Raw genomic sequence first — 21,134 nt, 5'->3', positions numbered from 1 at the left:
CGGTTGTCGCGTCCGTCCGGAGAGCAGGACTTCCAGGGTGAAGGTGTTGGGACGCCGAGGGGGAGGGCGGCCATGCAGGCGGCAGCGCTCATGATGCCGGATTACACCGGAATACACCGATTTACCGGGGGCCGTGTCCCGTGCCGGGTCCGCGCGAAGGTGCCGGCATCCCCGAACCCGTTCCTCAATTCAGGCCAGTTTCGCAACTCAGGACGGTACCGAATGGGCTTTTCGGGCATTATTGAGATGATTACGGTCGAATGATCGTTTAATCTCGTGTTAAGGACCCCGGAAAGGCCACAGGTCGGCCCAAGTCCGGTACGAGCCAAAGGAGACCGCGGTGCGCAAACCCTACTACGAGAGCATCCTCTTGATCGAACGGCTTCACCGCCACTTTCTTGAGGTGCTCAAGACCGAGCTGGATCGGCTCGGGATCCAAGATATAAACAACGTCCAAAGCCTGATCCTGTACAACATCGGCGAGGACGAGATGACCGTCGGCGAGCTGACGGCGCGCGGCTATTATCTCGGCTCGAACGTGTCGTACAACGTCAAGAAGATGGTCGAGAACGGCTACCTGGGCCAGGAGCGCTCGCCGCACGACCGCCGTTCGGTGCGCGTCCGCCTGTCCGAAAAGGGGCTCGACCTCCGCGAAAAGATCAGCCGCATGTTCGAGCGTCACCTGACGGCGCTGGAAAAGGCTGGCTTCAGCGACGAGGAACTGGTCAAGGCGAACGAGACCCTGCGCAAGCTCGAACGCTTCTGGTCGGCGTCCCTTGACTACAGCGGCTTTCCGCTGACGTCGGCGGCCTGACGAGAGCGGTCATCGCGGTTTCCGGCTCCTGCGTTCGACAGGCGCGCCCCCGGCATCGGCCGATGAGGGGCGCGCTTCGAGTCGGTGTGTGGCCTTCCCTGGCCGCTTTGCTCCTTCCGACATTCTGCGTTGATCAACGCCCGCCGCGCCGCGGCGGGTGAGTCGCTTCCGCCGGCTGCCCCCCGCCCGGGGCGTGCCGATGGCTCCGTACGGGCGTTGTAGTCCCGTGCCGTATCGGAGCCCATCGGAAGGTCAATGTCCTCCTACATCGTCGCCTTGGTCGTCCTAGGATTCCTCGTACTGCTGGTGGCGTGGCTGCCGATGGTGCTCAAGGAACAGCCGCTGTCCTTGCCCATTGTCTGCGTGGCCTTCGGCTTCTTCATCTTTCAGGTGTCGGGATTGGGATCGCCGCACCCGCTCGACTACCCGGAAGCGGCGGAGCGCCTGACGGAATTGATCGTCATCGTCGCGCTGATGGGCGCGGGTTTGAAGCTGGACCGGCCGCTCGGCTGGCGATCGTGGAAAGTCACTTGGCTTCTGCTCGCCGTCACCATGCCGCTGTCGATCCTCGCCATCGCGCTGATCGGGTGGGGAATACTGGGGCTGCCAGTCGCCGCGGCCGTGCTGCTGGGCGCGGCGCTGGCGCCGACCGACCCCGTGCTTGCCTCCGACGTGCAGGTCGGCCCGCCGCGGTCAGGGGAAGAGGACGAGATCCGCTTCAGCCTGACGTCGGAGGCCGGGCTGAACGACGGTCTGGGGTTCCCCTTCACGAACCTCGCCATCGCCATGGCGCTGAACAGCCCCGTTCCCGGCGCCTGGACTCTGGAATGGCTCGGCCTGGACGTGCTGTGGAAGCTGGCCGCGGGCGTCGGCATGGGCTGGCTGGTCGGAAAGATTCTGGGCATCGCCGTCTTCCGGCTTCCCAACCGGGCCAAGCTGTCGCGCACCGGCGACGGGTTCGTGTCGCTGGGCATCACGCTGATCGCCTACGGGCTGACCGAAATGGTGCACGGCTACGGCTTCCTCGCCGTCTTCGTCGCGGCCCTGTCGCTGCGTCACGAGGAGCGCAGCCACGAGTATCACGAGAAGCTGCACGACTTCATTGAACAGATGGAGCGTTTGCTGATGGCGCTCCTGCTCGTGCTGTTCGGCGGGGCGCTGGCGCACGGGCTGCTGGTGCCGCTCGGCTGGACGGAGGCGCTGGCCGCCCTGCTCATCCTGTTCGCCGTGCGTCCCCTGGCCGGACTGGCCGGGTTGTGGGGCGTGCCGATGCCGTTCGGCGAAAAGCTCGCCATCGGCTTCTTCGGCATCCGCGGCATGGGCTCCTTCTACTATCTGGCCTTCGCGCTGAACGAGGCGCATTTCGGCGTGCCGAACCAGCTGTGGGCGCTGGTCGGGTTCGTCGTGCTGGTGTCCATCGTGGTGCACGGCACGACGGTGACGCCGGTCATGCGCATGCTGGACCAAGCCCGGCTGCGCGTGCGCCGGCGGCGGGGCTCCACGGAAGGTCGGACGATCGTCCCTTCCGGATAGACGGAAGGATGTTCTTTTCCTAAGCTATCCGTGTGGCAAACTGGTCGGGGCCGGAATCTTGCGCCAGCCGCAGGATTTCGGCCGCAGGAGCCTGTTGGTGGCCTCCGACCTGTCGGGCCGGGTCACGTGCAATCCATAATCAAACAAACGGGTCATAAACAAACAAACGGGGAGGATGGGAATGTTCAAGTCGTTGCTCGTCGGATGCGCTCTGGCCGCTCTCGCGGTCGGGACCGCGCAGGCCCAGCAAGGCAAGGTTTCCGGCGACGTCGTGAAGATCGGCGTGCTGAACGACCGCTCCGGGCTCTACGCCGACCTCGGCGGCGAGGGCTCGGTCGTTGCCGTCAAGATGGCGGTGGAGGAAATGGGCGGAAAGGTGCTCGGCAAGCCCATCGAGGTCATCACCGCCGACCACCAGAACAAGCCGGACATCGGCTCCAACCTCGCCCGGCAGTGGATCGACCGCGACGGCGTGGACGTCATCGTGGACGTGCCGAACTCCGGCGTGGCTCTGGCCGTGCAGGAGGTGACGCGCGAGAAGAAGACCGTCTTCCTGATGGAAGGCCCGGCGACCTCGCGCCTGACCGGCGACGCCTGCTCCCCCACCGGCATCCATTGGGCCTACGACACGCACGCGCTGGCCGTAGGCACCGGACGGGCCATGGTGCAGGAGGGCGGGAAGAGCTGGTTCTTCCTGACCGCCGACTACGCCTTCGGCCACCAGCTCGAAGCCGACACCTCGGCGGAGGTGAAGAAGGCCGGCGGGACGGTGAAAGGTTCGGTGCGCACGCCGCTGAACACGGCGGACTTCTCCTCCTTCCTGCTGCAGGCGCAGGGTTCCGGCGCCCAGGTGATCGGCCTCGCCAACGCCGGTGGCGACACCATCACCTCCATCAAGCAGGCCTCCGAGTTCGGCCTGACCCAGGGCGGAAAGCAGAAGCTCGCCGGCCTGCTGATCTTCCTGTCGGACGTGCACGCGCTGGGGCTCCAGGTCGCGCAGGACCTCGTGCTGACGACCGGCTTCTATTGGGACATGGACGACGAGAAGCGCGCCTGGTCCAAGAAATTCATGGAGAAGACCGGCAAGATGCCAACGATGGTGCAGGCCGGCAGCTATTCCGCCGTCCGCCACTATCTGAAGGCCATCGAGGCCGCCGGCACCGACGACGGCCCGATCGTCGCCGCGAAGATGAAGGCGATGCCGGTCAACGACATGTTCGCCAAGAACGGCAAGATCCTACCCAACGGCCGCATGGTCCACGACATGTATCTGGCCCGCGTGAAGAAGCCCAGCGAGTCCAAGGGGCCGTGGGACTATTACCAGATCATCCGCACCATCCCCGGCGACGAGGCCTTCGCCACCGTCGCCGAGAGCGGCTGCAAGATCGCCAGCCAGTAACGCCTCTCGCTCTCTCGCCCAACGCCCCTCTCCCGCAACGCGGGGGAGGGGTTGGGGAGGGGGAAGCTCCTACTGCCGCAACGCCTCCTCCACCGTCCGGAACGGCAGATCCTGCGCCTCCGCCACCGCTTGGCAGGTGATGACGCCCGCGTGGACGTTCAGCCCTTCGCGCAGATGCGGGTCCCGGGCCAGCGCTTCCCGGTAGCCATGATCGGCCAGCGTCAGCACGAAGGGCAAGGTCGCGTTGTTGAGCGCGAAGGTCGAGGTGCGCGCCACGCCGCCCGGCATGTTGGCCACGCAATAGTGCACCACCCCGTCCACCACATAGGTCGGGTCGGCGTGGGTCGTCGGGTGGGACGTTTCGAAACAGCCGCCCTGGTCGATGGCGACGTCCACCACCACCGCGCCCCGCTTCATGCGGGCCACCATGGCCTTCGTGACCAGCTTTGGCGCCTCGGCGCCCGGCACCAGCACCGCGCCGATCACGAGGTCGGCGTCCAGCACATGCTCCTCGATGGTGTCCACGGTCGAGTAGAGCGTCTGGAGCTTCGCGCCGAACTGGAGGTCCAGCTCCTTCAGCCGGCCCAGGGACTTGTCGATCACCACCACCTTGGCTTCCAGCCCCATCGCCATGCGCGCCGCGTTGGTGCCGACCACGCCGCCGCCCAGCACCACGACCTTCGCCGCCGGAACGCCCGGCACGCCGCCGAGAAGAACACCGCGCCCTCCCTGCGCCTTTTCCAGGCAGTGGGCGCCGGCCTGCACCGACATGCGCCCGGCCACCTCGCTCATCGGCGCCAGCAGGGGCAGGCCGCCGCGCGCGTCGGTCACCGTTTCGTAGGCGATGGCGACGGCGCCGGACTCCACGAGAAGCGCCGTCTGCTTCGGATCGGGGGCGAGGTGGAGGTAGGTGAACAGAACCTGCCCCTTGCGAAGCATGCGGCATTCCTGCGGCTGCGGCTCCTTGACCTTCACGATCATGTCGGCCCGGCCGAAGACGGTCGCGGCGTCCGGCGCGACCTCCGCGCCTGCGGCGGCATACTGGTCGTCGTCCAGCCCGATGGCCGTCCCGGCGCCGGCCTGGACCAGCACGGAATGCCCATGGTGCACCAGTTCGCGGACCGAGGCCGGGGTCAGCCCGACCCGGTATTCGTGGTTCTTGATCTCCGTCGGCACTCCGATGAGCATCGCAACCTCCGCTGGTAAGGGCGGCGCCGCTTTATGCCCGGCGGCGCGGCGGCCGCATGTTTGTTGCTTCATAATTTAGGAAGCGCGAGCCCGTCGCCTACCCCTTGCGGTTCGACGGCCGAAATCGTGCTGCTCGACGATTATAAATAAAAATTGGTCAAAATTCCATCACATCACAAAGAGACAGAATAGCTGTCCTTCCCGCAATAAAGTGTACGTGGGTAGTTTTTAGAGTTGTGGAACGTCCGTTGATTGGCGTGATATAGCGCTTATCTGTGTCGCAACGCACAAAAATAGGCGATGCACAAAAAAGGAATGGGGGAAACGCCCGGTCCGGGCGAAATGAAACCAGGAGCAAGGCAGATGGCATCAGAGAAGGACGCGCAGACGGCAACCCGCGACACCGCCGCCAGGGGCAGGGCGGCCGTTGAAGAAGCCGCGCGCGCGGGTGAATCCGCGACCCGGCGGGCGGCCGATGCCGCGCGCTCCATCGCGGAAGAGGGCGCCGAAACCAGCCGCCACATGGCTGAAGCCGGCGCCGGCGCTGCGCAACGCGGGGCGGATGTGGCCCGCGACATGATGAGCAAGGCGTCGCAGGTGGGCGGACAGACCACCGAGCAAATCAACCGCATGATGGGCTTGTCGGCGGAGGCTCAGGGCGAGGTTGCCCAGCAGGCCCGCGAGAACATGGACGTCATGGTGCAGTGCGGCAGCGTGCTGATGGAAGGCATGCAGACGATCATGCGCGAGTGGATGAACTTCGCGCAGGAAGCGGTGGCCCGCAACGTGGACGGCATCAACGCGATGATGCGCAGCCGTTCGGTCCAGGACTTCTACGCCGCCCAGAGCAACATGGTGAAGGACGAGATGGAGATGCTGCTGAACCGCAGCGTCAAGGTCTCCGAACTGTCGGCGCAGACCGCGAACGATGCGGTCCGCCGCCTGAACGCCCGGGCCGAAGGCGCTGCACGGCAGAGCCGCCGCAGCGCCTGATCATCCCGGCACGATCCATCCTGGCCTTGCGCCCCTGGTCTTCCCGGACCAGGGGCGTCTTTTTGTGCCGATGCCGTGCCTATTTCGCGACGATGCGGCCCTCGACCTTCTCCGCGACCGTCTTTTTGGCCTCGACGTAGTTCATCACGATGGTCGTGATCAGCACCGCGCCCGACGGATCGATGATGACGTTTCCGCGGGTCAGCGCGCCGTAGCCATCGCCGCCCTTCAGCAGATAGTCGCTGGTGGCCACCTTGTAGACGGCGTTTGCGTCGAGCGGCTTGCCCCCGACCTTCACCTCCGTCACGCGGGTGCCGGCGGGAAGCTTGGGATCGTAGGTGAAGGTCAGGCCCGACACCTGCGGGAAGCGGCCGGCCTTCTCTTCCACCTTCGACACGCCATGCTCCAGCGCGGACAGCAGGTCGGAGCCCTTCAGTTCGGTCAGCACGGCGACGTTGCCGAAGGGCATCTCGGTGAAGATGTCCTTGCGCGTGATTCGGGACCCGGCGGGGCGCAGGGCATCGCCGCGCAGGCCGCCGCCGTTGGTGATGGCGACGTCGGCCTTCAGCGCCTCGCGCATGGCGTCGGCGAACAGGTTGCCCATGCTGGATTCCTGCGTCCGGGCGACGTCCTTGCGGCTGTCCAGGTCGGTCTCCGCCGTGCCGATCACGGCGGCGAGCGTGTCGTCCAGCCGGTCGGTGTAGGTCTTGACCAGCGCCGCCACCTCCGGCTCCGGCGCCACGCCGGACGTGCTGGCGAAGCGCCACTCCGTCGGGGTGACCGTGGTCACCGGCCCCTTGTCGGTGGTATGGGTGCTGACCGCCAGTTCCGCGACGCCGAGATAATGGCCGTCGTGCCCGGCCTTCAGGATCAGGGTGGAGCCTTCGTAGAAGCTGATGGGGTCGTGGTCGTGGCCGCCCAGCACGAGGTCGATGCCCTTGACCTTGCTCGCCAGTTCCCGGTCTTCCTCAATGGTCAGGTGGGTGAGGGCGACGATGACGGCGGCGCCGTCCTCCTTCAGCCGCTTGATCGCATCGGTCGCGGTGGCCTTCACATCGGTGAAGTGTACCGCGGGGCCGGCGCTGGACAGACGGGCGGTTTCCGGTGTGAGGACGCCGATGAACCCGACCTTGACGTCGCCCACCGTCTTCGTCCAGGTGGCGACGGACCCGCCATAGGGCTTGCCGTCGTCGCCCAGCACGTTGGTGCCGATCCAGGGGAACTTCGATTCGGCGATGCGGCTCTTCACCACCGCATCGCCGAAATCGAATTCATGGTTGCCGAAGGTGACGGCGTCGACGCCCATCGCGTTGAACAGCGCGATCATCTGCTCGCCGTGTGTGGTGCCCGACAGCAGCGAGGGGGACAGGAAGTCGCCGCCGACCGTCGTCACCGCGTCCGCGTGCCGCGCGCGCTCCTGCTTCAGCAGCGTCGCCAGCGGGGCGAACCCGCCCTGGCCCTTGATGGGAGCGATCTCGTAGATGTCGTTGACGTGCAGGAACGTCAGCTTGCCGTTCTGCGCCATGCCCGCCGCGGGAAGCAGCAGGGCCCCGGCAAGGGCGGCAGCACCGGCCAGCGTGCGAAGCCTGATGACCATAACTCTCGTCTCCCTGGGGAAATGGGGGCGATCCCCTCGCCTGGACGTACCATAGCGAATTCCTGACGGGCCGCGCATAGCGGCTTTGCGCGACTTGATTTCGCGGCCCCGCCTCATCATTGACTCGGCCGGACGCAATCGCAACGGACAGATGGCGGACTCATGCGCATCCTCGTCGTGCAGAACAACCGCAACGCCCCGGCCGGTATCGTCGGCGAGGCTTTGGCCGAGTATGGCGCGACCCTTCACACCGTCGCCGCCGACGAGGGTGAACCGCTGCCGCCGGCGCCCGACGGTTACAACGGCCTTCTGGTGCTGGGCGGACCGCAGGATGCCTGGGACGACACACAGGGGCCGCATTTCCCGCAGGTCATGGAGTTGATCCGCGGTTTTTCGGCGCAGCAGCGACTGGTGATGGGGATCTGCCTCGGCGCCCAACTCGCAGCGCGCGCCTTCGGCGCCCGCGTCTACCGCCACAGCGTTCCGGAGATCGGCATCGCCCCCGTCGACCTGACGGACGCCTCGAACGACGATCCTCTGCTGGGCGGGCTTGGACCGCGCCTGCACATGGTGCAGTGGCACTACGACACCTTCGATCTGCCGGAGGGTGCCGTCCCCCTGGCGCGGAGCGAGGCCTGCGAGCGCCAAGCCTTCCGCCTCGGCTCCTCTGTCCATGCCTTCCAGTTCCATCCGGAGGCGGATGCCGGCATCGTCCAGGGCTGGGCCGCCCGCTTCGGCGAGGAAGCGCGGGAGCGCAACCGCGCGATTCTCAACGGGCTGGACGAGGCGCTGGAGCGGCATTTGCCGGCCGCGGAAACCACCGCGCGAACGATCAGCCGGCGGTGGCTGGACCTTGTGAAGGCGCGCGCCGCGTAACGCCACGGCGCGTTATCATCCTCTCAGGTCAGCCAGAAGGTCCGGCGTGTCCACGTCGTAGAGGATGCCGCCGTCCTCGACGGGCACTTCCACGACCATGTCGGCGTGGCGGCCGATCATGTTCTTCGCACCCGCGTCGCCGGTGAGGGTCGCCATCTCCGCGAAGAAGCTGCGATCCCACAGGACCGGGTTGCCGCGCTTGCCTTGAACGGTCGGCACGCAGACGGAACGGCCCTCGGTCGGGTTGTAAGCGGCGATCAGCCGGTCGATCACCGCCGGGGTGACGCGCGGCATGTCGCCGAGGCAGACCACCACCCCATCCACGTCGGCCGGCAGGGCGGCCAAGCCGGCGCGAAGCGAGGTGCTCAGGCCCTCGGCGAAGTCCAGGTTGTGGACCATGGTCAGCGGGAGCCCGGCCAGCGCGGCCGACACCGCTTCGGACTGGTGACCGGTCACCACCACGACGGGCTTCGCCTGGGAGGCCAGCACCGCCTCCACCGTCCGCGCCACGAGGGGCTGTCCGCCCACCTCGGCCAGCAGCTTGTTGCTTCCGCCCATGCGGCTGGAACGCCCGGCGGCGAGGACGAGGGCGGCGATCCTGGGGGCGTGCGGCGCCTCGGGCAGCGCTGTTCCGGCGCGGGGCAGGGGGCGGCTGGGGATCTCGGCCAGCAGGCCGCCGACGCCCATGCGCATCACGTCGGCGCGCGAGACGGGGACGCCCGCCGCCATGCGCTGGAGCACCCAGTCGAAGCCGTTCAGCTTCGGCGACCGCGCGCAGCCGGGCAGGCCCAGCACCTGGGTTTCGCCGATCCGCGCCAGCAGCAGCAGGTTGCCGGGATCGACCGGCATCCCGAAATGCTCGATCACGCCGCCGGCCCGCTCGATGCCGGCGGGCAGCACGTCGCGCCGGTCGGTGATGGCTGAGGCTCCGGCGATCAGCAGCAGGTCCACCCGGCCCGCTGCCGCGATGGCGTCGGCCAGCGCCGCTTCGCCGTGATAGCAGCGGGAGTCGCGGACAAGCCGGGCGTTCAGCGCCTCCAGCCGCTCCCGCGTCACGCTCACGCTCTTGTCGAGCACGCTGTCCTTCACGCCCGGCAGGCGCGTCTGGATCAGCGCGGCGGTCAGGGACCGGAAGGGGGCCACGGACAAGGCCGGCGTGCCGGCGGACGCCTGCGCCTCGGCGCCATCGACCACCGCGCGGGGAGCGGCGAAGGGGATGATCTTCACCGTCGCGACCATCTGGCCGGGCTCCACCGGCGCGAAGGCCGGCAGGGTAGCGACGGTGACGCTCTCGTCCATCAGGTTCAGCGCGTCGATGCGCGCGGCGTCCGGGACGAACAGGCCGCGCGTTTCGGCGAACAGGTTCACGCGGCCGGTGAAGGCCGCGCCGACCGTGACGCTCCCACCTCTCAGCGCCGCCGCGATGCGGGTCGCGGCCTCGTCCTCTCCCACATCGTCCGGGTCGAGCTTGGCGACGGTGACCGTGGTGAAGCCGGCGTCGCGCAGGGCGGCGATGTCGTCGGCGCTGAGAACCCGGCCCTTCTTGAAGCTGACGGGGCCACGGCGCGCGGAATGCGCCAGGATGGCGCCCTCCGCCTCGCGCAACGGCAGCGGGCCGAAGAACATGGAAACCTCCTTATACGAACGGCCCTGGACGTTGGCACGTCCAGGGCGCCCTCAGACGCCGGGTGGCCTGCGTCCGCAGGCCTTGACTTCGGCGGCATGTGCCGCCGCCGCGCCGGTCGGCGCGGATACCAACGGTCATCGTTAATGACCGTTGGTATTACGCCTTCGCGTCGCGGCGGCGCACGGCGGTGATCTGCGCCATGATCGACACCGCGATCTCGGCCGGCGTCACCGCCCCGATGTCGAGCCCGACCGGCGCGTGGATGCGGGCGATTTCCGCCTCCGTCACGCCCTGCTCGCGCAGCCGCTCCAGCCGCTTGGCGTGGGTGCGCTTGCTGCCGAGCGAGCCGACGTAGAAGGCGGGCGAGCGAAGGGCCACCAGCAGGGCCGGGTCGTCCAGCTTCGGGTCGTGGGTCAGCGTGACGACGGCGGTGCGATTGTCGATGGCGAGTTCCGTCAGCGCCTCGTCCGGCCAGAGGTCGCACAGGGTCACGTCGGGGAACCGCTCTTCCGTGGCGAAGGCGCCGCGCGGGTCGATGACCGTGACGTCATAGCCGGTCAGGGCGGCGACAGGCGCCAGCGCCTGGGCGATGTGCACCGCGCCGATGATCAGCAGGCGCACGGGCGGGTTGTGCGCCTGGACGAACAGGCGCCGCCCCTCATCGTCCTCTGGATCGGTGATCAGGCCGGAGCGGTCCTCGCGCAGCCGCTCCCGCACCTCCGCCAGCACGTCCTCCTCCAGCCCGAAGCCGCCGTGCACGGCGTCCTCATAGACGAGCGATTGCAGGCCGGTGTTCAGGTCGGTGACCAGGGCCACGGGCACGCGGACCGCCTTGGCGGCCAGCAGCCGGCCGAGCAAATCCTGCTTCATTCCACCGCCTCGACGTAAACCTGCACCTGCCCGCCGCAGGCCAGCCCGACTTCCCAGGCCATCTCGTTGCTGACCCCGAAGGAGAGCAGGCGCGGCTCCCCGTCCTCCATGGTCTTGCGGGCCTCGTTCACCACGGCGCCCTCGATGCAGCCGCCGGACACGGACCCGACCATGGCGCCGCCGTCGTCCACCGCCAGCTGGCTGCCCACCGGGCGCGGCGAGGAGCCCCAGGTGGCGACCACCGTCGCCAGCGCGACCTTGCGGCCCTCCGCACGCCAATCCGCGGCTTGTTGGAGAATGTCTTCCGTCATGCGGCCTCCTTCAGCCACTTGCGCAGCCCCTCGGCCCGGCGCGGCCCTTCGCGGTTCAGCGCGTCGGCGAGCCCGGCCAGACTGTTCAGATTGTGCACCGGGCGGAAATCGTCCACATGCGGCAACAGCGCCCGGATACCGCTGGATCTTGGTGCGAATCCCTCCCAGCGCAACAGGGGGTTCAGCCAGACCAGACGGCGGCAGCTCTTGTGCAGCCGTTCGGCCTCCACCGCAAGCCCTTCGCCGGCATCGCGGTCCAGCCCGTCGGTGATCAGCAGCACGACGGCGCCCTGGCCCAGCACCCGGCGCGCCCAGGTCCGGTTGAAGGCGTGCAGCGCGGTGCCGATGCGCGTCCCGCCTGACCAGTCCTCCACCGCCGCGGAGACGGCGTCCAGCGCCACGTCCACGTCGCGGTGCCGCAGGTGCCGGGTGATGTTGGTCAGCCGCGTGCCGAAGACGAAACTGTGGACCCGGTCGCGGTCGTTGGTCACCGCGTGCATGAAGTGCAGCAGCATCCGCGAGTAGCGCGTCATGGAGCCGGAGATGTCGCACAGCACGACCAGCGGCGGCGGCCGGGTGCGCCGCCTCCTCCGCGCCAGTTCCGCCAGATCGCCGCCGGAGCGCAGCATCCGCCGCAGTGTGGCGCGCGGGTCCACCCGGTCGCCGCGCGGGTCGGTGCGGTAGCGCCGCGTCGCGGACTCCGCTACCGGCAGGGCGATGCGGGCGAGCATCTGCCTGGCCTGCGCCATCTCGTCGGCGGACATCTTCTCGAAGTCCTTTTCCTGCAACCGCTCCTGGGCGGAGACGGTGAAGGCGGCGTCCACATCGATCTCGGTCTTCTCCGGCCCTTCGGCCTCGGGCGCTGTGCCGCGCAGGGCATCGGCGACGCGGCGGGACAGGACGTTGCGGTCGGGTTCGGCCTCCGTCCGGATGGTCGGCAGCATCAGCCCCATCATCCGCTTCAGCAGGTCCGGGTTGCGCCAGAAGACGTGGAAGGCCTGATCGAAGACCTCCCGCTGGTCGCGCCGGTTCACGAAGACCGCGTGCAGCGCCCAGTAGAAGTCCGTTCGGCTAGCCAGCCCCACGGCCTCGATCGCCTCGATGGCTTGCAGGACCTTGCCCGGCCCGACCGGCAGCCCCGCCGCCCGCAGCGCGCGGGCGAAGTGCATCAGGTTGATGGCGATGCTGCCGTCCATGATCAGCGCGCCGTGGTGGCGGCGAGTTCCGTTTTCACCTGGGCGAGGATGCGCGCCGCCTCGCTGCCCTGGATGCGGGCGATGTCGTCCTGGTACTTCAGCAGCGTGCCGAGCGTGTCGTTGATGACCGCCGGCTCCAGTTCCAGCTGGTTCAGCTCGACCAGCGCCTGCGCCCAGTCCAGCGTCTCCGCCACGCCCGGCGCCTTGTAGAGGTCCAGTCCGCGTAGGGACTGCACGAAGCCGACGACCTGCGCCGCCAGCCGCGCGTCCGCCCCCGGCGCCTTGACCGCGAGGATCGCGCGCTCCCGCTCCGCCGAGGGGTAATCGACCCAGTGGTAGAAGCAGCGCCGCTTCAGCGCGTCGTGGATTTCACGCGTGCGGTTGGAGGTCAGGATGACGATGGGCGGCTCCGGCGCGCGGATCGTGCCGAATTCCGGGATCGAGACCTGGAAGTCCGACAGAACCTCCAGCAGGTAGGCCTCGAAGGGCTCGTCGGTGCGGTCCAACTCGTCGATCAGCAGGACCGGCGCGCCCGACAGGTCCGGCTCCAAGGCCTGGAGCAGCGGGCGCTTGATCAGGAACCGTTCGGAGAAGATGTCCGCGCCCAGCGTGTCCCGGTCGCGGTCCCCGGCGGCCTCGGCCAGCCGGATTTCCATCATCTGGCGGGCGTAGTTCCACTCGTAGACGGCGGCGGCCACGTCCAGCCCCTCGTAGCATTGCAGCCGCACCAGCCGCCGCCCGAGCGTGGCCGACAGCACCTTGGCGATTTCGGTCTTACCGACGCCGGCCTCGCCTTCCAGGAACAGGGGCCGCCGCAGCTTCAGGGCGAGGTAGAGCGCCGTCGCCAGTGAGCGGTCGGCGACATAGTTCCCGCGCTCAAGCAGCGCCAGCGTGGCATCGACGGAGGTGGGGACGGTGTTGGGCATGCGGCTCACGATCTGGCGATCATTAATCACCTCGCCCGCCTCCGGCTCACAGCGAATGCCGAAGGCATTCGCCTGACGCCGTCAGCGCAAGCTTCGCTTGCGCAAAAGGCGGGAGAGGGAGGGACCCATGCGCAGCATGGGAGGGTGAGGGCAAGGTGTTCCCGAGAATCCAGGAAATGCGCACCCAGGATTCTCGGGATGACCTTGCCCTCACCCTAACCCTCTCCCGCCGGGGGCGGGAGAGGGGATATAGGCCGTCAGCCGGCCGCCTCCACCGCGCGCTTCGCCATCACGGTGACGAGATGCGCGCGGTAGTCGGCGCTGGCGTGGATGTCGGCGTTCAGACCGTCCGCGCTCACCTTGACCCCGTTCAGGGCGTCGGGGCTGAAGTTTCCGGCCAGGGCCGCTTCCATATCCGTCGCTCGGAAGACCGACGCACCGGCGCCGGTCACGGCCACGCGCACTTCGGTCCCGAACCGGGCCACGAACACGCCGACGATGGCGTAGCGGCTGGCCGGGTTGCGGAATTTGGCGTAGGCGGCCTTGTCGGGCTTCTGGAAGGTGACCGACGTCAGGATCTCGCCGGGCTCCAGCGCCGTTTCGAACATGCCGGTGAAGAAGTCGTCTCCGGCGATTTCCCGCCGGTCGGTCTTCACCGTGGCCTTCAGCGCGACCACCGCCGAGGGGTAGTCGGCCGATGGGTCGGCGTTGCAGATCGACCCGCCGAGCGTGCCCATGTTGCGCACCTGCCGGTCGCCGATGCCCTCCGCCAAGTCCGCCAGCGCCGGAATGACGCGGCGGACCACGTCGGAATGTGCCACCTCCGCGTGGCGGGTGAAGGCGCCGATGGTCAGACCGCCGGCCTCTTCGCGGATGCCCTTCAGCTCCGCGATCTGGCCGAGGTCGATCAGGTCCGTCGGTCGGGCGAGGCGCTGCTTCAGCGTCGGCAGCAGGGTCTGCCCGCCGCCCAGCAGCTTCGGATCCTCAAACTGCCCCAGCAGGGCGGCCGCGTCGGCGAGGGACGTGGGACGGTGGTAGGTAAAAGCGTACATCCGTTCTTCTCCTTCACTCGGCGACCGTTATTCGGCGGCTTGGGCCGGTGTGGCCCGCTGGATCGCCTGCCAGACCTTCTGGGGCGTGGCGGGCATGTCGAGGTGCGTGATGCCGTAATCGGACAGCGCGTCCACCACGGCGTTCATGACCGCGGCGGAGGCGCCGATGGTCCCGGCCTCGCCGCAGCCCTTCACGCCCAGCGGGTTGTGGGTGCAGGGCTGGTCCTCATGATAGCGCACGGTGAAGGACGGCACATCGTCCGCGCGCGGCATGCAGTAGTCCATGTAGGACCCGGTGATGAGCTGCCCGGACTCCTCGTCGTAGACGCAGTTCTCGTACAGCGCCTGCCCGATGCCCTGGACCAGCCCGCCATGCACCTGTCCCTCGACGATCAGCGGGTTGATGACCCGGCCGAAATCATCCACGGCGGCGAAGTTCACCACCTCCACCACGCCAGTGTCGGGATCAACCTCCACCTCGCAGACGTGGCAGCCGTTGGGGTAGGTGAAGTTTTTCGGGTCGTAGAAGGCCTGCTCGTCCAAGCCAGGTTCCAGTTCGTCCAGCGGGAAGTTGTGCGGGACGTAGGCTTGCAGGGCGATGTCGCCGATGGACAGTGCCTTGTCGGTGCCGGCCACGACGAAGCGGCCGTCCTTCACCTCGATGTCGGTTTCGGCGGCCTCCAGCATGTGGGCGGCGATCTTCTTGGCCTTGCGCTCCACCTTGTCCATCGCCTTGACGATGGCCGATCCGCCGACCGCCAGGGAGCGGGAGCCGTAGGTGCCCATGCCGAAGGGGATCTTGCTGGTGTCGCCGTGCACGATCTCCACATTCTCAATGGGCACGCCGAAGCGCTCGCTGACCAGCTGGGCGAAAGTCGTTTCGTGCCCCTGCCCATGGCTGTGGGAGCCGGTGAAGACGGTGACCGAGCCCGTGGGGTGGAACCGCACCTCCGCCGATTCGTACAGCCCCGCCCGCGCGCCGAGCGCGCCCGCGATGTTGCTGGGGGCGATGCCGCAGGCCTCGATGTAGGTGGCGAAGCCGATGCCGCGCAGCTTTCCGCGCCGTGCCGATTCGGCCTTGCGCGCCTGGAAGCCGTCGTAGTCCACGAGCGGCAGCGCGATCTCCAGGTTCTTGGCGAAGTCGCCGGTGTCGTATTGCAGGGCCACCGGCGTCTGGTAGGGCATCGCCTCGGCCGGGACGAAGTTGCGGCGGCGGATCTCCGCCTTGTCGATGCCGGTTTCCCTGGCGGCGACCTCGACAATCCGTTCGATCAGGTAGCAGGCCTCCGGGCGTCCGGCGCCCCGGTAGGCGTCCACGGGGGAGGTGTTGGTGAAGACCGCCTTGACCTCCGCATAGATCGCCGGGGTCTTGTACTGCCCGGCCAGCAGCGTGGCGTAGAGATAAGTCGGCACCGACGGCGCGAAGGTGGAGAGATAGGCGCCCATGTTCGCGATGGTCGAAACCCTCAGCGCCAGGAAATGCCCGTCCTCGTCCAGCGCCAGTTCGGCGTGGCTGACGTGGTCGCGCCCGTGCGCGTCGGTCAGGAAGCTCTCGGAGCGCTCGGCCGTCCACTTCACCGGCCGGCCGACCTTCTTCGCCGCCCAGGTGACGACCGCCTCCTCCCCGTAATGGAAGATCTTGGACCCGAAGCCGCCGCCGACGTCCGGCGCGACCACGCGCAGCTTGTGTTCCGGAATGCCCAGCACGAAGGCGCCCATCAGCAGGCGGATGACGTGCGGGTTCTGGCTGGTCGTGGTCAGCGTGTGGTCGCCGGTCGCCGCGTCATACTCTCCGATGGCCGCGCGCGGCTCCATGGCGTTGGGGACGAGCCGCTGGTTGACGAGGTCCAGCGTCGTGACGTGGGCCGCCTGCGCGAAGGCCGCGTCCACCGCCGTCGCGTCCCCCAGGTGCCAGTCGAAGCAGAGGTTCCCGGCCGCGTCGTCGTGGACCAGCGGCGCACCCTCGGCCAGCGCCTTCACGGAGGTGACGGCGGCGGGCAACTCCTCGTAATCGACCATCACGAATTCGGCCGCGTCCTTCGCCTGCTCCCGCGTCTCGGCGATCACCACGGCGACGGGATCGCCGACGTAGCGGGCGCGGTCGCGGGCGATGGGGAAGTGCGGCGGCTCCTTCATGGGGGAGCCGTCCTTGGAATGGATCTGCCAGCCGCAGGGAAGGCTGCCGACCTTGTCGGCTCCCATGTCGGCGCCGGTCAGCACGGCGATGACGCCGGGGGCCTGCATGGCTTCCGAGGCGTCGATGCCGCGGATGGTGGCGTGGGCGTAGGGGGAACGCACGAAGACCGCGTGGGTCTGGTTCGGCCGGTTGATGTCGTCGGTGTAGGTGCCGCGCCCGGTCAGAAAGCGCGCATCCTCGCGCCGGCGCACGGGGGCGCCGATGCCGTTGGGGTTCGCCATCTCTGATTTCCTCCCAAGACTGCCGATTTTTTGGGTGGCATCGTCTTCACGTTATTCAGCCGCCGCTTGAACCGTGCCGCCGTTCATGGCCTCCGCACCCGCCTTCACCGCCTTGACGATGTTGTGATAGCCGGTGCAGCGGCAGATGTTGCCCTCCAGACCTTCGCGGATTTCGGGCTCGGTCGGGTTGGGGTTGTCCTTCACGAGGTCAATGGCGCTCATCACCATGCCCGGCGTGCAGAAGCCGCACTGCAGGCCGTGATGCTCGCGGAAGGCCGCCTGCATCGGGTGCAGCGTGCCGTCGGCCGCCGCCAGCCCCTCGATCGTGGTGATCTCCGCGCCATCGGCCTGGACCGCCAGCATGGTGCAGGACTTGACGGAGCGGCCGTCCACATGGACGACGCAGGCGCCGCACTGGCTGGTGTCGCAGCCGACATGGGTGCCGGTCAGGCCCAGATTATCGCGCAGGAACGTGACCAGCAGGGTCCGTTCCTCGACCTCGCGCGAGACCGCCTTGCCGTTGACGGTCATGGATACGGTGCACGGCATTCGGTGTCCTCCCGTCTTCGTCTCTCGGGCCGGCGGTTGGGGGTTCTTGATGGCGCGGTGTGCGCGCTTGCCGGCCTGCACAAGGATAGGGTGTCGCCCCCCGCTTCGGTCAAGGTGCCCCACGCCACGGCGTTGGACAACCGTTCCGATTTCGAAGGGCTTTCGGTTTCTCCCGACTGGCGCAGCCCCTTTGGGTCGGGTTAAGCTGCCCAACAATCTCGCGCATATCAGTGCGCACAAGAAACAATCCTGAGGGAGGATAACCGGATGAAGCGTTTTCTGGCGGCGCTCGGACTCTGTGTGGCCGTTGCCATGCCGGCCAAGGCGGACGAGTACATCACCGTGCTGACCGGCGGGACGAGCGGCGTCTACTACCCGCTGGGCGTTGCGCTTTCGAGCATCTACGGCAAAGCCATTCCAGGGGCGAAGGTCACGGTCCAGGCGACGAAGGCCTCGGTGGAGAACCTGAACCTGCTGCAGGCCGGGCGGGGCGAGATCGCTTTCACGCTGGGCGATTCGCTGGGGCAGGCCTGGAAAGGGGACGAGGAGGCGGGCTTCAAGTCCAAGCTGACCAAGCTGCGCACCATCGCCGCCATCTACCCGAACTACATCCAGATCGTGGCCAGCAAGGAATCGGGCGTGAAGACGCTGGCGGACCTGAAGGGCAAGCGCATCTCCGTCGGCGCGCCGAAGTCGGGGACGGAACTGAACGCGCGCGCGATCTTCGGCGCCGCCGGCCTGACCTACAAGGACTTCGCCAAGACCGAGTATCTGCCCTTCGCCGAATCGGTGGATCTGATCAAGAACCGGCAGCTCGACGCGACGCTGATCTCGGCGGGGCTGGGCGTGGCGGCGATCAAGGACCTGTCCACCTCGCAGGACATCACCATCGTGTCGATCCCGGCCGACGTGATCGAGAAGGTGGGCGACCCCGCCTACATCGCGGAGACGATCCCGGCCAACTCCTACACCGGCCAGACGGAGGCGGTGCCGACCGCGGCGGTGCGCAACCTGCTGGTCTCCCATTCCGGCGTGTCCAACGATGCGGCCTACGCCATGACCAAGTCGATGTTCGAGAACCTGGACGCGCTGACCGCCGCGCACGCCGCCGCCAAGCAGATCAAGCTCGACGCCTCGACCCTGAAGTCGCCGGTGCCGCTGCATCCGGGTGCGGAGAAGTTCTACAAGGAAAAGGGCCTCATGTAAGCGAAGGGCAGGGGGAAATCCCCCATGACCACCCCCATGACAACCGTGGAGCGCGAGGCGGACGCCAAAATGATCCGCCAGGCCATCGACCGTGAGAATCCCTCCACGGCGATGGCGTTCGAAGGGACGGCGGGCAAGGCGGTGTTCGTCATCGCCGTCCTTTTCTCGGTCTTCCAGATCTGGACGGCGGCCTTCAACCCGCTGTCCAGCCTCGTCGTGCGGTCGATCCACGTCGGCTTCCTGCTGCTGATGGCCTACGCGCTGTTCGGCTTCCGGCAGGACGGGGAGCGGCGCAGCGTCCCCTGGTACGACTGGTTGCTCGGAGCCGCGGGCTTCGCCTTCGGCCTCTATCACTGGTGGTTCGAGGCGGACCTGATCCAGCGTTCGGGCGATCCCAACACGGTCGACCTGATTGTCGGCGCGCTGGAGGTGGCGCTGGTGTTCGAGGCGGCGCGGCGGATCATGGGGCTGACCCTGCCCATCATGTGCGCGGTGTTCATCCCCTACGCCCTGTTCGGCCGCTATCTCCCCTTCGGGCTGGGGCATCGCGGCTACGACATCGACCAGGTGATCGACAACCTGTTCCTGTCGACGGAGGGCATCTACGGCACGCCGACCTTCGTGTCGTCCACCTACATCTTCCTGTTCATCCTGCTGGGCGCCTTCCTGGAGCGCGCCGGCATGGTGCAGCTGTTCAACGACGTGTCGCTGGGGCTCGTCGGGCGGGCGAAGGGCGGGCCGGCCAAGGTGGCGGTCATCTCCTCCGGCTTCATGGGGATGATCAACGGGTCGGGCATCGCCAACGTGCTGACCACCGGCCAGTTCACCATCCCGCTGATGATGCGCTTCGGCTACCGCCCGGCCTTCGCCGGCGCCGTGGAGGCGACGGCCAGCATGGGCGGGCAGCTGATGCCGCCGGTGATGGGGGCCGCCGCCTTCATCATGGCCGAGACCATCGGCGTCCCCTATAGCGAGATCGCCGTCGCCGCGATCATCCCCGCGATCCTTTATTTCGGCAGCGCCTTCTGGATGGTGCATCTGGAGGCGGGGATGCGCGGCCTGCGCGGCCTGCCGGAATCGGAATGCCCCAGCGTGGTGAAGGCGCTGAAGGAGGGCTGGTATCTCGTCCTGCCGCTGGCCGCGCTGGTCTATCTGCTGTTCGCCGGCTTCACGCCGCTGTTCGCGGGCGTCATCGGTCTGGCGGCCACGGCCGTCATGATCCTGGGCACGCAGATCGTGCTGCGGATGGGGCCGTTGCTGCTGCGCGTCGCGTTCTGGGTGGTTCTGGGCCTCGTCGCGGCGGGGCTGTGGAAGGCCGGCATGCGGACGGAGCATATGGCCGCCCTGCTCGTCGGCGGGCTGGCGCTGGCCTGTCTGGTCTTCCGCGACGGGCGCGTCTCCGTCGGGCTGCTGGTCAAGGCGCTGGCCGACGGTGCCAAGAACGCGGTCGGCGTGGGCATCGCCTGCGCGCTGGTCGGCGTGATGATCGGCATGCTGCAGCTGACCGGCCTCGCCTCCAGCTTCGCCACGCTGATCGTGGATTTCTCCCACGGCAGCATCATCATGGCGCTGCTGCTGACCATGGTGGCGAGCGTGGTGCTGGGCACCGGGTTGCCGACCACGGCCACCTACATCGTGATGGCGGCGATCACCGCACCGGCCCTGAAGCTGATGGGCGTGCCGCTGATCGTGTCGCACATGTTCGTCTTCTACTTCGGCGTCATGGCCGACCTGACCCCGCCGGTGGCGCTGGCGGCGCTGGCGGCCTCTTCCATCTGCCGGGCGGACCATATGGAGATCGGCTGGATCGCCACGAAGATCGCCATGGCCGGCTTCGTCGTGCCCTTCATGTGGGTGTACGATCCGGCGCTGATGCTGCAATCGGACAGCGTGCTCGCCATCGCCTATGTGGTCGTCAAGGCGTGCCTTGCCATCGGCCTGTGGGGCGGTGCGGCCATCGGCTACTTCTGGACGCCGTTGACCTGGGTGGAGCGGCTGGTGGCCGCCGCCGCGGCGGCGCTGTTCGTGCTGTCCGTGCCCTGGACGGACGAGGCGGGCTTCGTCCTGACCGGGCTGTTCCTGCTCTGGCAACGCCACCGCGCGCGAGCGCTGGGCGAAGCGCGACCGGCGGCGTGAGCGTATCGCTCTGCCTTGCGGCGCTCGGCGGGGCGGTTCTGGCCGCTCTGCCGGGGCCGTCCTTCACGCTGTCCTGGACCCACTCCATTGAGAAGACGGAGTGGCGGGAGGAGTGGCGCATCGCCGACCGCAACCTCCTTCTGACCGAGGCCCGCGTGAAGGGGACCGGGGCCGGCATGGAGCCGCCGGCCGGCGCCCGGCTTTCCGGCGGCTGGTTGGTCTGGACCCCGGACCTGCCACCGCAGGAGCGGATCGTGCTGGCGGCGTCCGGCTTCACCCCGGACCACACGCTGTGCGTCGGCAACGAGTGCCGTCCGCTGCACGCCTGGATCGGCGGGCCGTTGCCGAGCCCCCTGGAACTGCGGGTCTGCCCGTAGCCCTTCCGGCTTGGCTTCAGCTTTCCTCCGACGCATACTTCGCCGCCTTAACGATTGCCGAATTGC

Annotated in this window: 18 protein-coding genes; 8 read left to right on the top strand and 10 right to left on the bottom strand. The window is 68.0% G+C overall.

Annotated elements, in window-relative coordinates:
- The first annotated feature begins 340 nt into the window (after positions 1 to 340).
- From ACSVC7_RS14730 to ACSVC7_RS14720, 3 genes are all read left to right on the top strand, one after another.
- Positions 341 to 814 (top strand): MarR family winged helix-turn-helix transcriptional regulator, encoded by a 474-nt coding sequence (locus ACSVC7_RS14730; RefSeq protein ID WP_014240398.1) that lies wholly within the window; start codon positions 341 to 343, stop codon positions 812 to 814.
- A gap of 255 nt (positions 815 to 1,069) precedes the next feature.
- Positions 1,070 to 2,347 (top strand): cation:proton antiporter, encoded by a 1,278-nt coding sequence (locus tag ACSVC7_RS14725; protein WP_448205082.1) that lies wholly within the window; start codon positions 1,070 to 1,072, stop codon positions 2,345 to 2,347.
- A gap of 181 nt (positions 2,348 to 2,528) precedes the next feature.
- Positions 2,529 to 3,746 (top strand): ABC transporter substrate-binding protein, encoded by a 1,218-nt coding sequence (locus tag ACSVC7_RS14720; protein ID WP_448205081.1) that lies wholly within the window; start codon positions 2,529 to 2,531, stop codon positions 3,744 to 3,746.
- Positions 3,747 to 3,815: 69 nt separating this feature from the next.
- On the opposite strand, the gene ald is transcribed toward ACSVC7_RS14720, so the two are convergent.
- Positions 3,816 to 4,934, bottom strand: a complete 1,119-nt coding sequence (gene ald, locus ACSVC7_RS14715; RefSeq protein ID WP_448205080.1) for an alanine dehydrogenase — start codon at positions 4,932 to 4,934, stop codon at positions 3,816 to 3,818.
- A 363-nt stretch (positions 4,935 to 5,297) separates the two neighbouring features.
- Here ald and ACSVC7_RS14710 point away from each other — a divergent pair, with 363 nt between their 5' ends.
- Positions 5,298 to 5,927, top strand: coding sequence for a phasin family protein (locus ACSVC7_RS14710; RefSeq protein WP_448205079.1), 630 nt, complete (start codon positions 5,298 to 5,300; stop codon positions 5,925 to 5,927).
- Between the two features lie 79 nt (positions 5,928 to 6,006).
- Here ACSVC7_RS14710 and ACSVC7_RS14705 read toward each other — a convergent pair whose 3' ends face one another.
- Positions 6,007 to 7,524 (bottom strand): bifunctional metallophosphatase/5'-nucleotidase, encoded by a 1,518-nt coding sequence (locus ACSVC7_RS14705; RefSeq protein ID WP_448205078.1) that lies wholly within the window; start codon positions 7,522 to 7,524, stop codon positions 6,007 to 6,009.
- Positions 7,525 to 7,686: 162 nt separating this feature from the next.
- Here ACSVC7_RS14705 and ACSVC7_RS14700 point away from each other — a divergent pair, with 162 nt between their 5' ends.
- A complete protein-coding gene (locus ACSVC7_RS14700; protein WP_448205077.1) occupies positions 7,687 to 8,400 on the top strand; it encodes a type 1 glutamine amidotransferase in 714 nt (237 codons plus the stop codon).
- A 15-nt stretch (positions 8,401 to 8,415) separates the two neighbouring features.
- Here the strand turns inward: ACSVC7_RS14700 and ACSVC7_RS14695 are convergent, their stop codons facing one another.
- From ACSVC7_RS14695 to ACSVC7_RS14660, 8 genes are all read right to left on the bottom strand, one after another.
- The gene (locus ACSVC7_RS14695) at positions 8,416 to 10,026 is read right to left on the bottom strand and encodes an NTP transferase domain-containing protein (protein WP_448205076.1); all 1,611 of its coding nucleotides are present in this window, start codon (positions 10,024 to 10,026) and stop codon (positions 8,416 to 8,418) included.
- A 157-nt stretch (positions 10,027 to 10,183) separates the two neighbouring features.
- On the bottom strand, positions 10,184 to 10,897 hold the full coding sequence (locus ACSVC7_RS14690; protein WP_448205075.1) for an XdhC family protein: 714 nt from the start codon (positions 10,895 to 10,897) through the stop codon (positions 10,184 to 10,186).
- A complete protein-coding gene (locus ACSVC7_RS14685) occupies positions 10,894 to 11,208 on the bottom strand; it encodes an XdhC family protein (RefSeq protein ID WP_448205074.1) in 315 nt (104 codons plus the stop codon). Before ACSVC7_RS14685 ends, ACSVC7_RS14690 begins: the two co-directional genes overlap by 4 nt.
- Positions 11,205 to 12,404: a vWA domain-containing protein gene (locus ACSVC7_RS14680; protein ID WP_448205073.1), complete on the bottom strand. Its 1,200-nt coding sequence runs from the start codon at positions 12,402 to 12,404 to the stop codon at positions 11,205 to 11,207. Before ACSVC7_RS14680 ends, ACSVC7_RS14685 begins: the two co-directional genes overlap by 4 nt.
- Positions 12,405 to 12,406: 2 nt before the next feature.
- Positions 12,407 to 13,330, bottom strand: coding sequence for an AAA family ATPase (locus tag ACSVC7_RS14675; protein ID WP_448205131.1), 924 nt, complete (start codon positions 13,328 to 13,330; stop codon positions 12,407 to 12,409).
- Between the two features lie 257 nt (positions 13,331 to 13,587).
- Positions 13,588 to 14,382: an FAD binding domain-containing protein gene (locus ACSVC7_RS14670; RefSeq protein WP_448205072.1), complete on the bottom strand. Its 795-nt coding sequence runs from the start codon at positions 14,380 to 14,382 to the stop codon at positions 13,588 to 13,590.
- Positions 14,383 to 14,409: 27 nt separating this feature from the next.
- The gene (locus tag ACSVC7_RS14665) at positions 14,410 to 16,800 is read right to left on the bottom strand and encodes a xanthine dehydrogenase family protein molybdopterin-binding subunit (RefSeq protein ID WP_448205071.1); all 2,391 of its coding nucleotides are present in this window, start codon (positions 16,798 to 16,800) and stop codon (positions 14,410 to 14,412) included.
- Positions 16,801 to 16,851: 51 nt separating this feature from the next.
- Positions 16,852 to 17,349 (bottom strand): (2Fe-2S)-binding protein, encoded by a 498-nt coding sequence (locus ACSVC7_RS14660; RefSeq protein WP_448205070.1) that lies wholly within the window; start codon positions 17,347 to 17,349, stop codon positions 16,852 to 16,854.
- A gap of 267 nt (positions 17,350 to 17,616) precedes the next feature.
- On the opposite strand from ACSVC7_RS14660, the gene ACSVC7_RS14655 reads away from it, so the two are divergent.
- From ACSVC7_RS14655 to ACSVC7_RS14645, 3 genes are read left to right on the top strand one after another with little or no spacing between them, the layout of a single operon-like run.
- On the top strand, positions 17,617 to 18,555 hold the full coding sequence (locus ACSVC7_RS14655; protein WP_448205069.1) for a TAXI family TRAP transporter solute-binding subunit: 939 nt from the start codon (positions 17,617 to 17,619) through the stop codon (positions 18,553 to 18,555).
- 24 nt (positions 18,556 to 18,579) lie between these two features.
- Positions 18,580 to 20,691 carry a TRAP transporter permease gene (locus ACSVC7_RS14650; RefSeq protein WP_448205068.1) on the top strand — a complete coding sequence of 704 codons (2,112 nt, stop codon included), beginning with the start codon at positions 18,580 to 18,582 and terminating at the stop codon, positions 20,689 to 20,691.
- A complete protein-coding gene (locus ACSVC7_RS14645) occupies positions 20,688 to 21,068 on the top strand; it encodes a DUF1850 domain-containing protein (RefSeq protein ID WP_448205067.1) in 381 nt (126 codons plus the stop codon). The genes ACSVC7_RS14650 and ACSVC7_RS14645 overlap by 4 nt, the downstream gene beginning before the upstream one ends.
- Positions 21,069 to 21,134 lie beyond the last annotated feature (66 nt).

The sequence above is a fragment of the Azospirillum mesophilum genome (assembly GCF_053470405.2).
The sequence above is the reverse complement of the archived record's forward strand: the minus strand, read 5'-3'. Positions and strand labels throughout refer to the sequence as shown.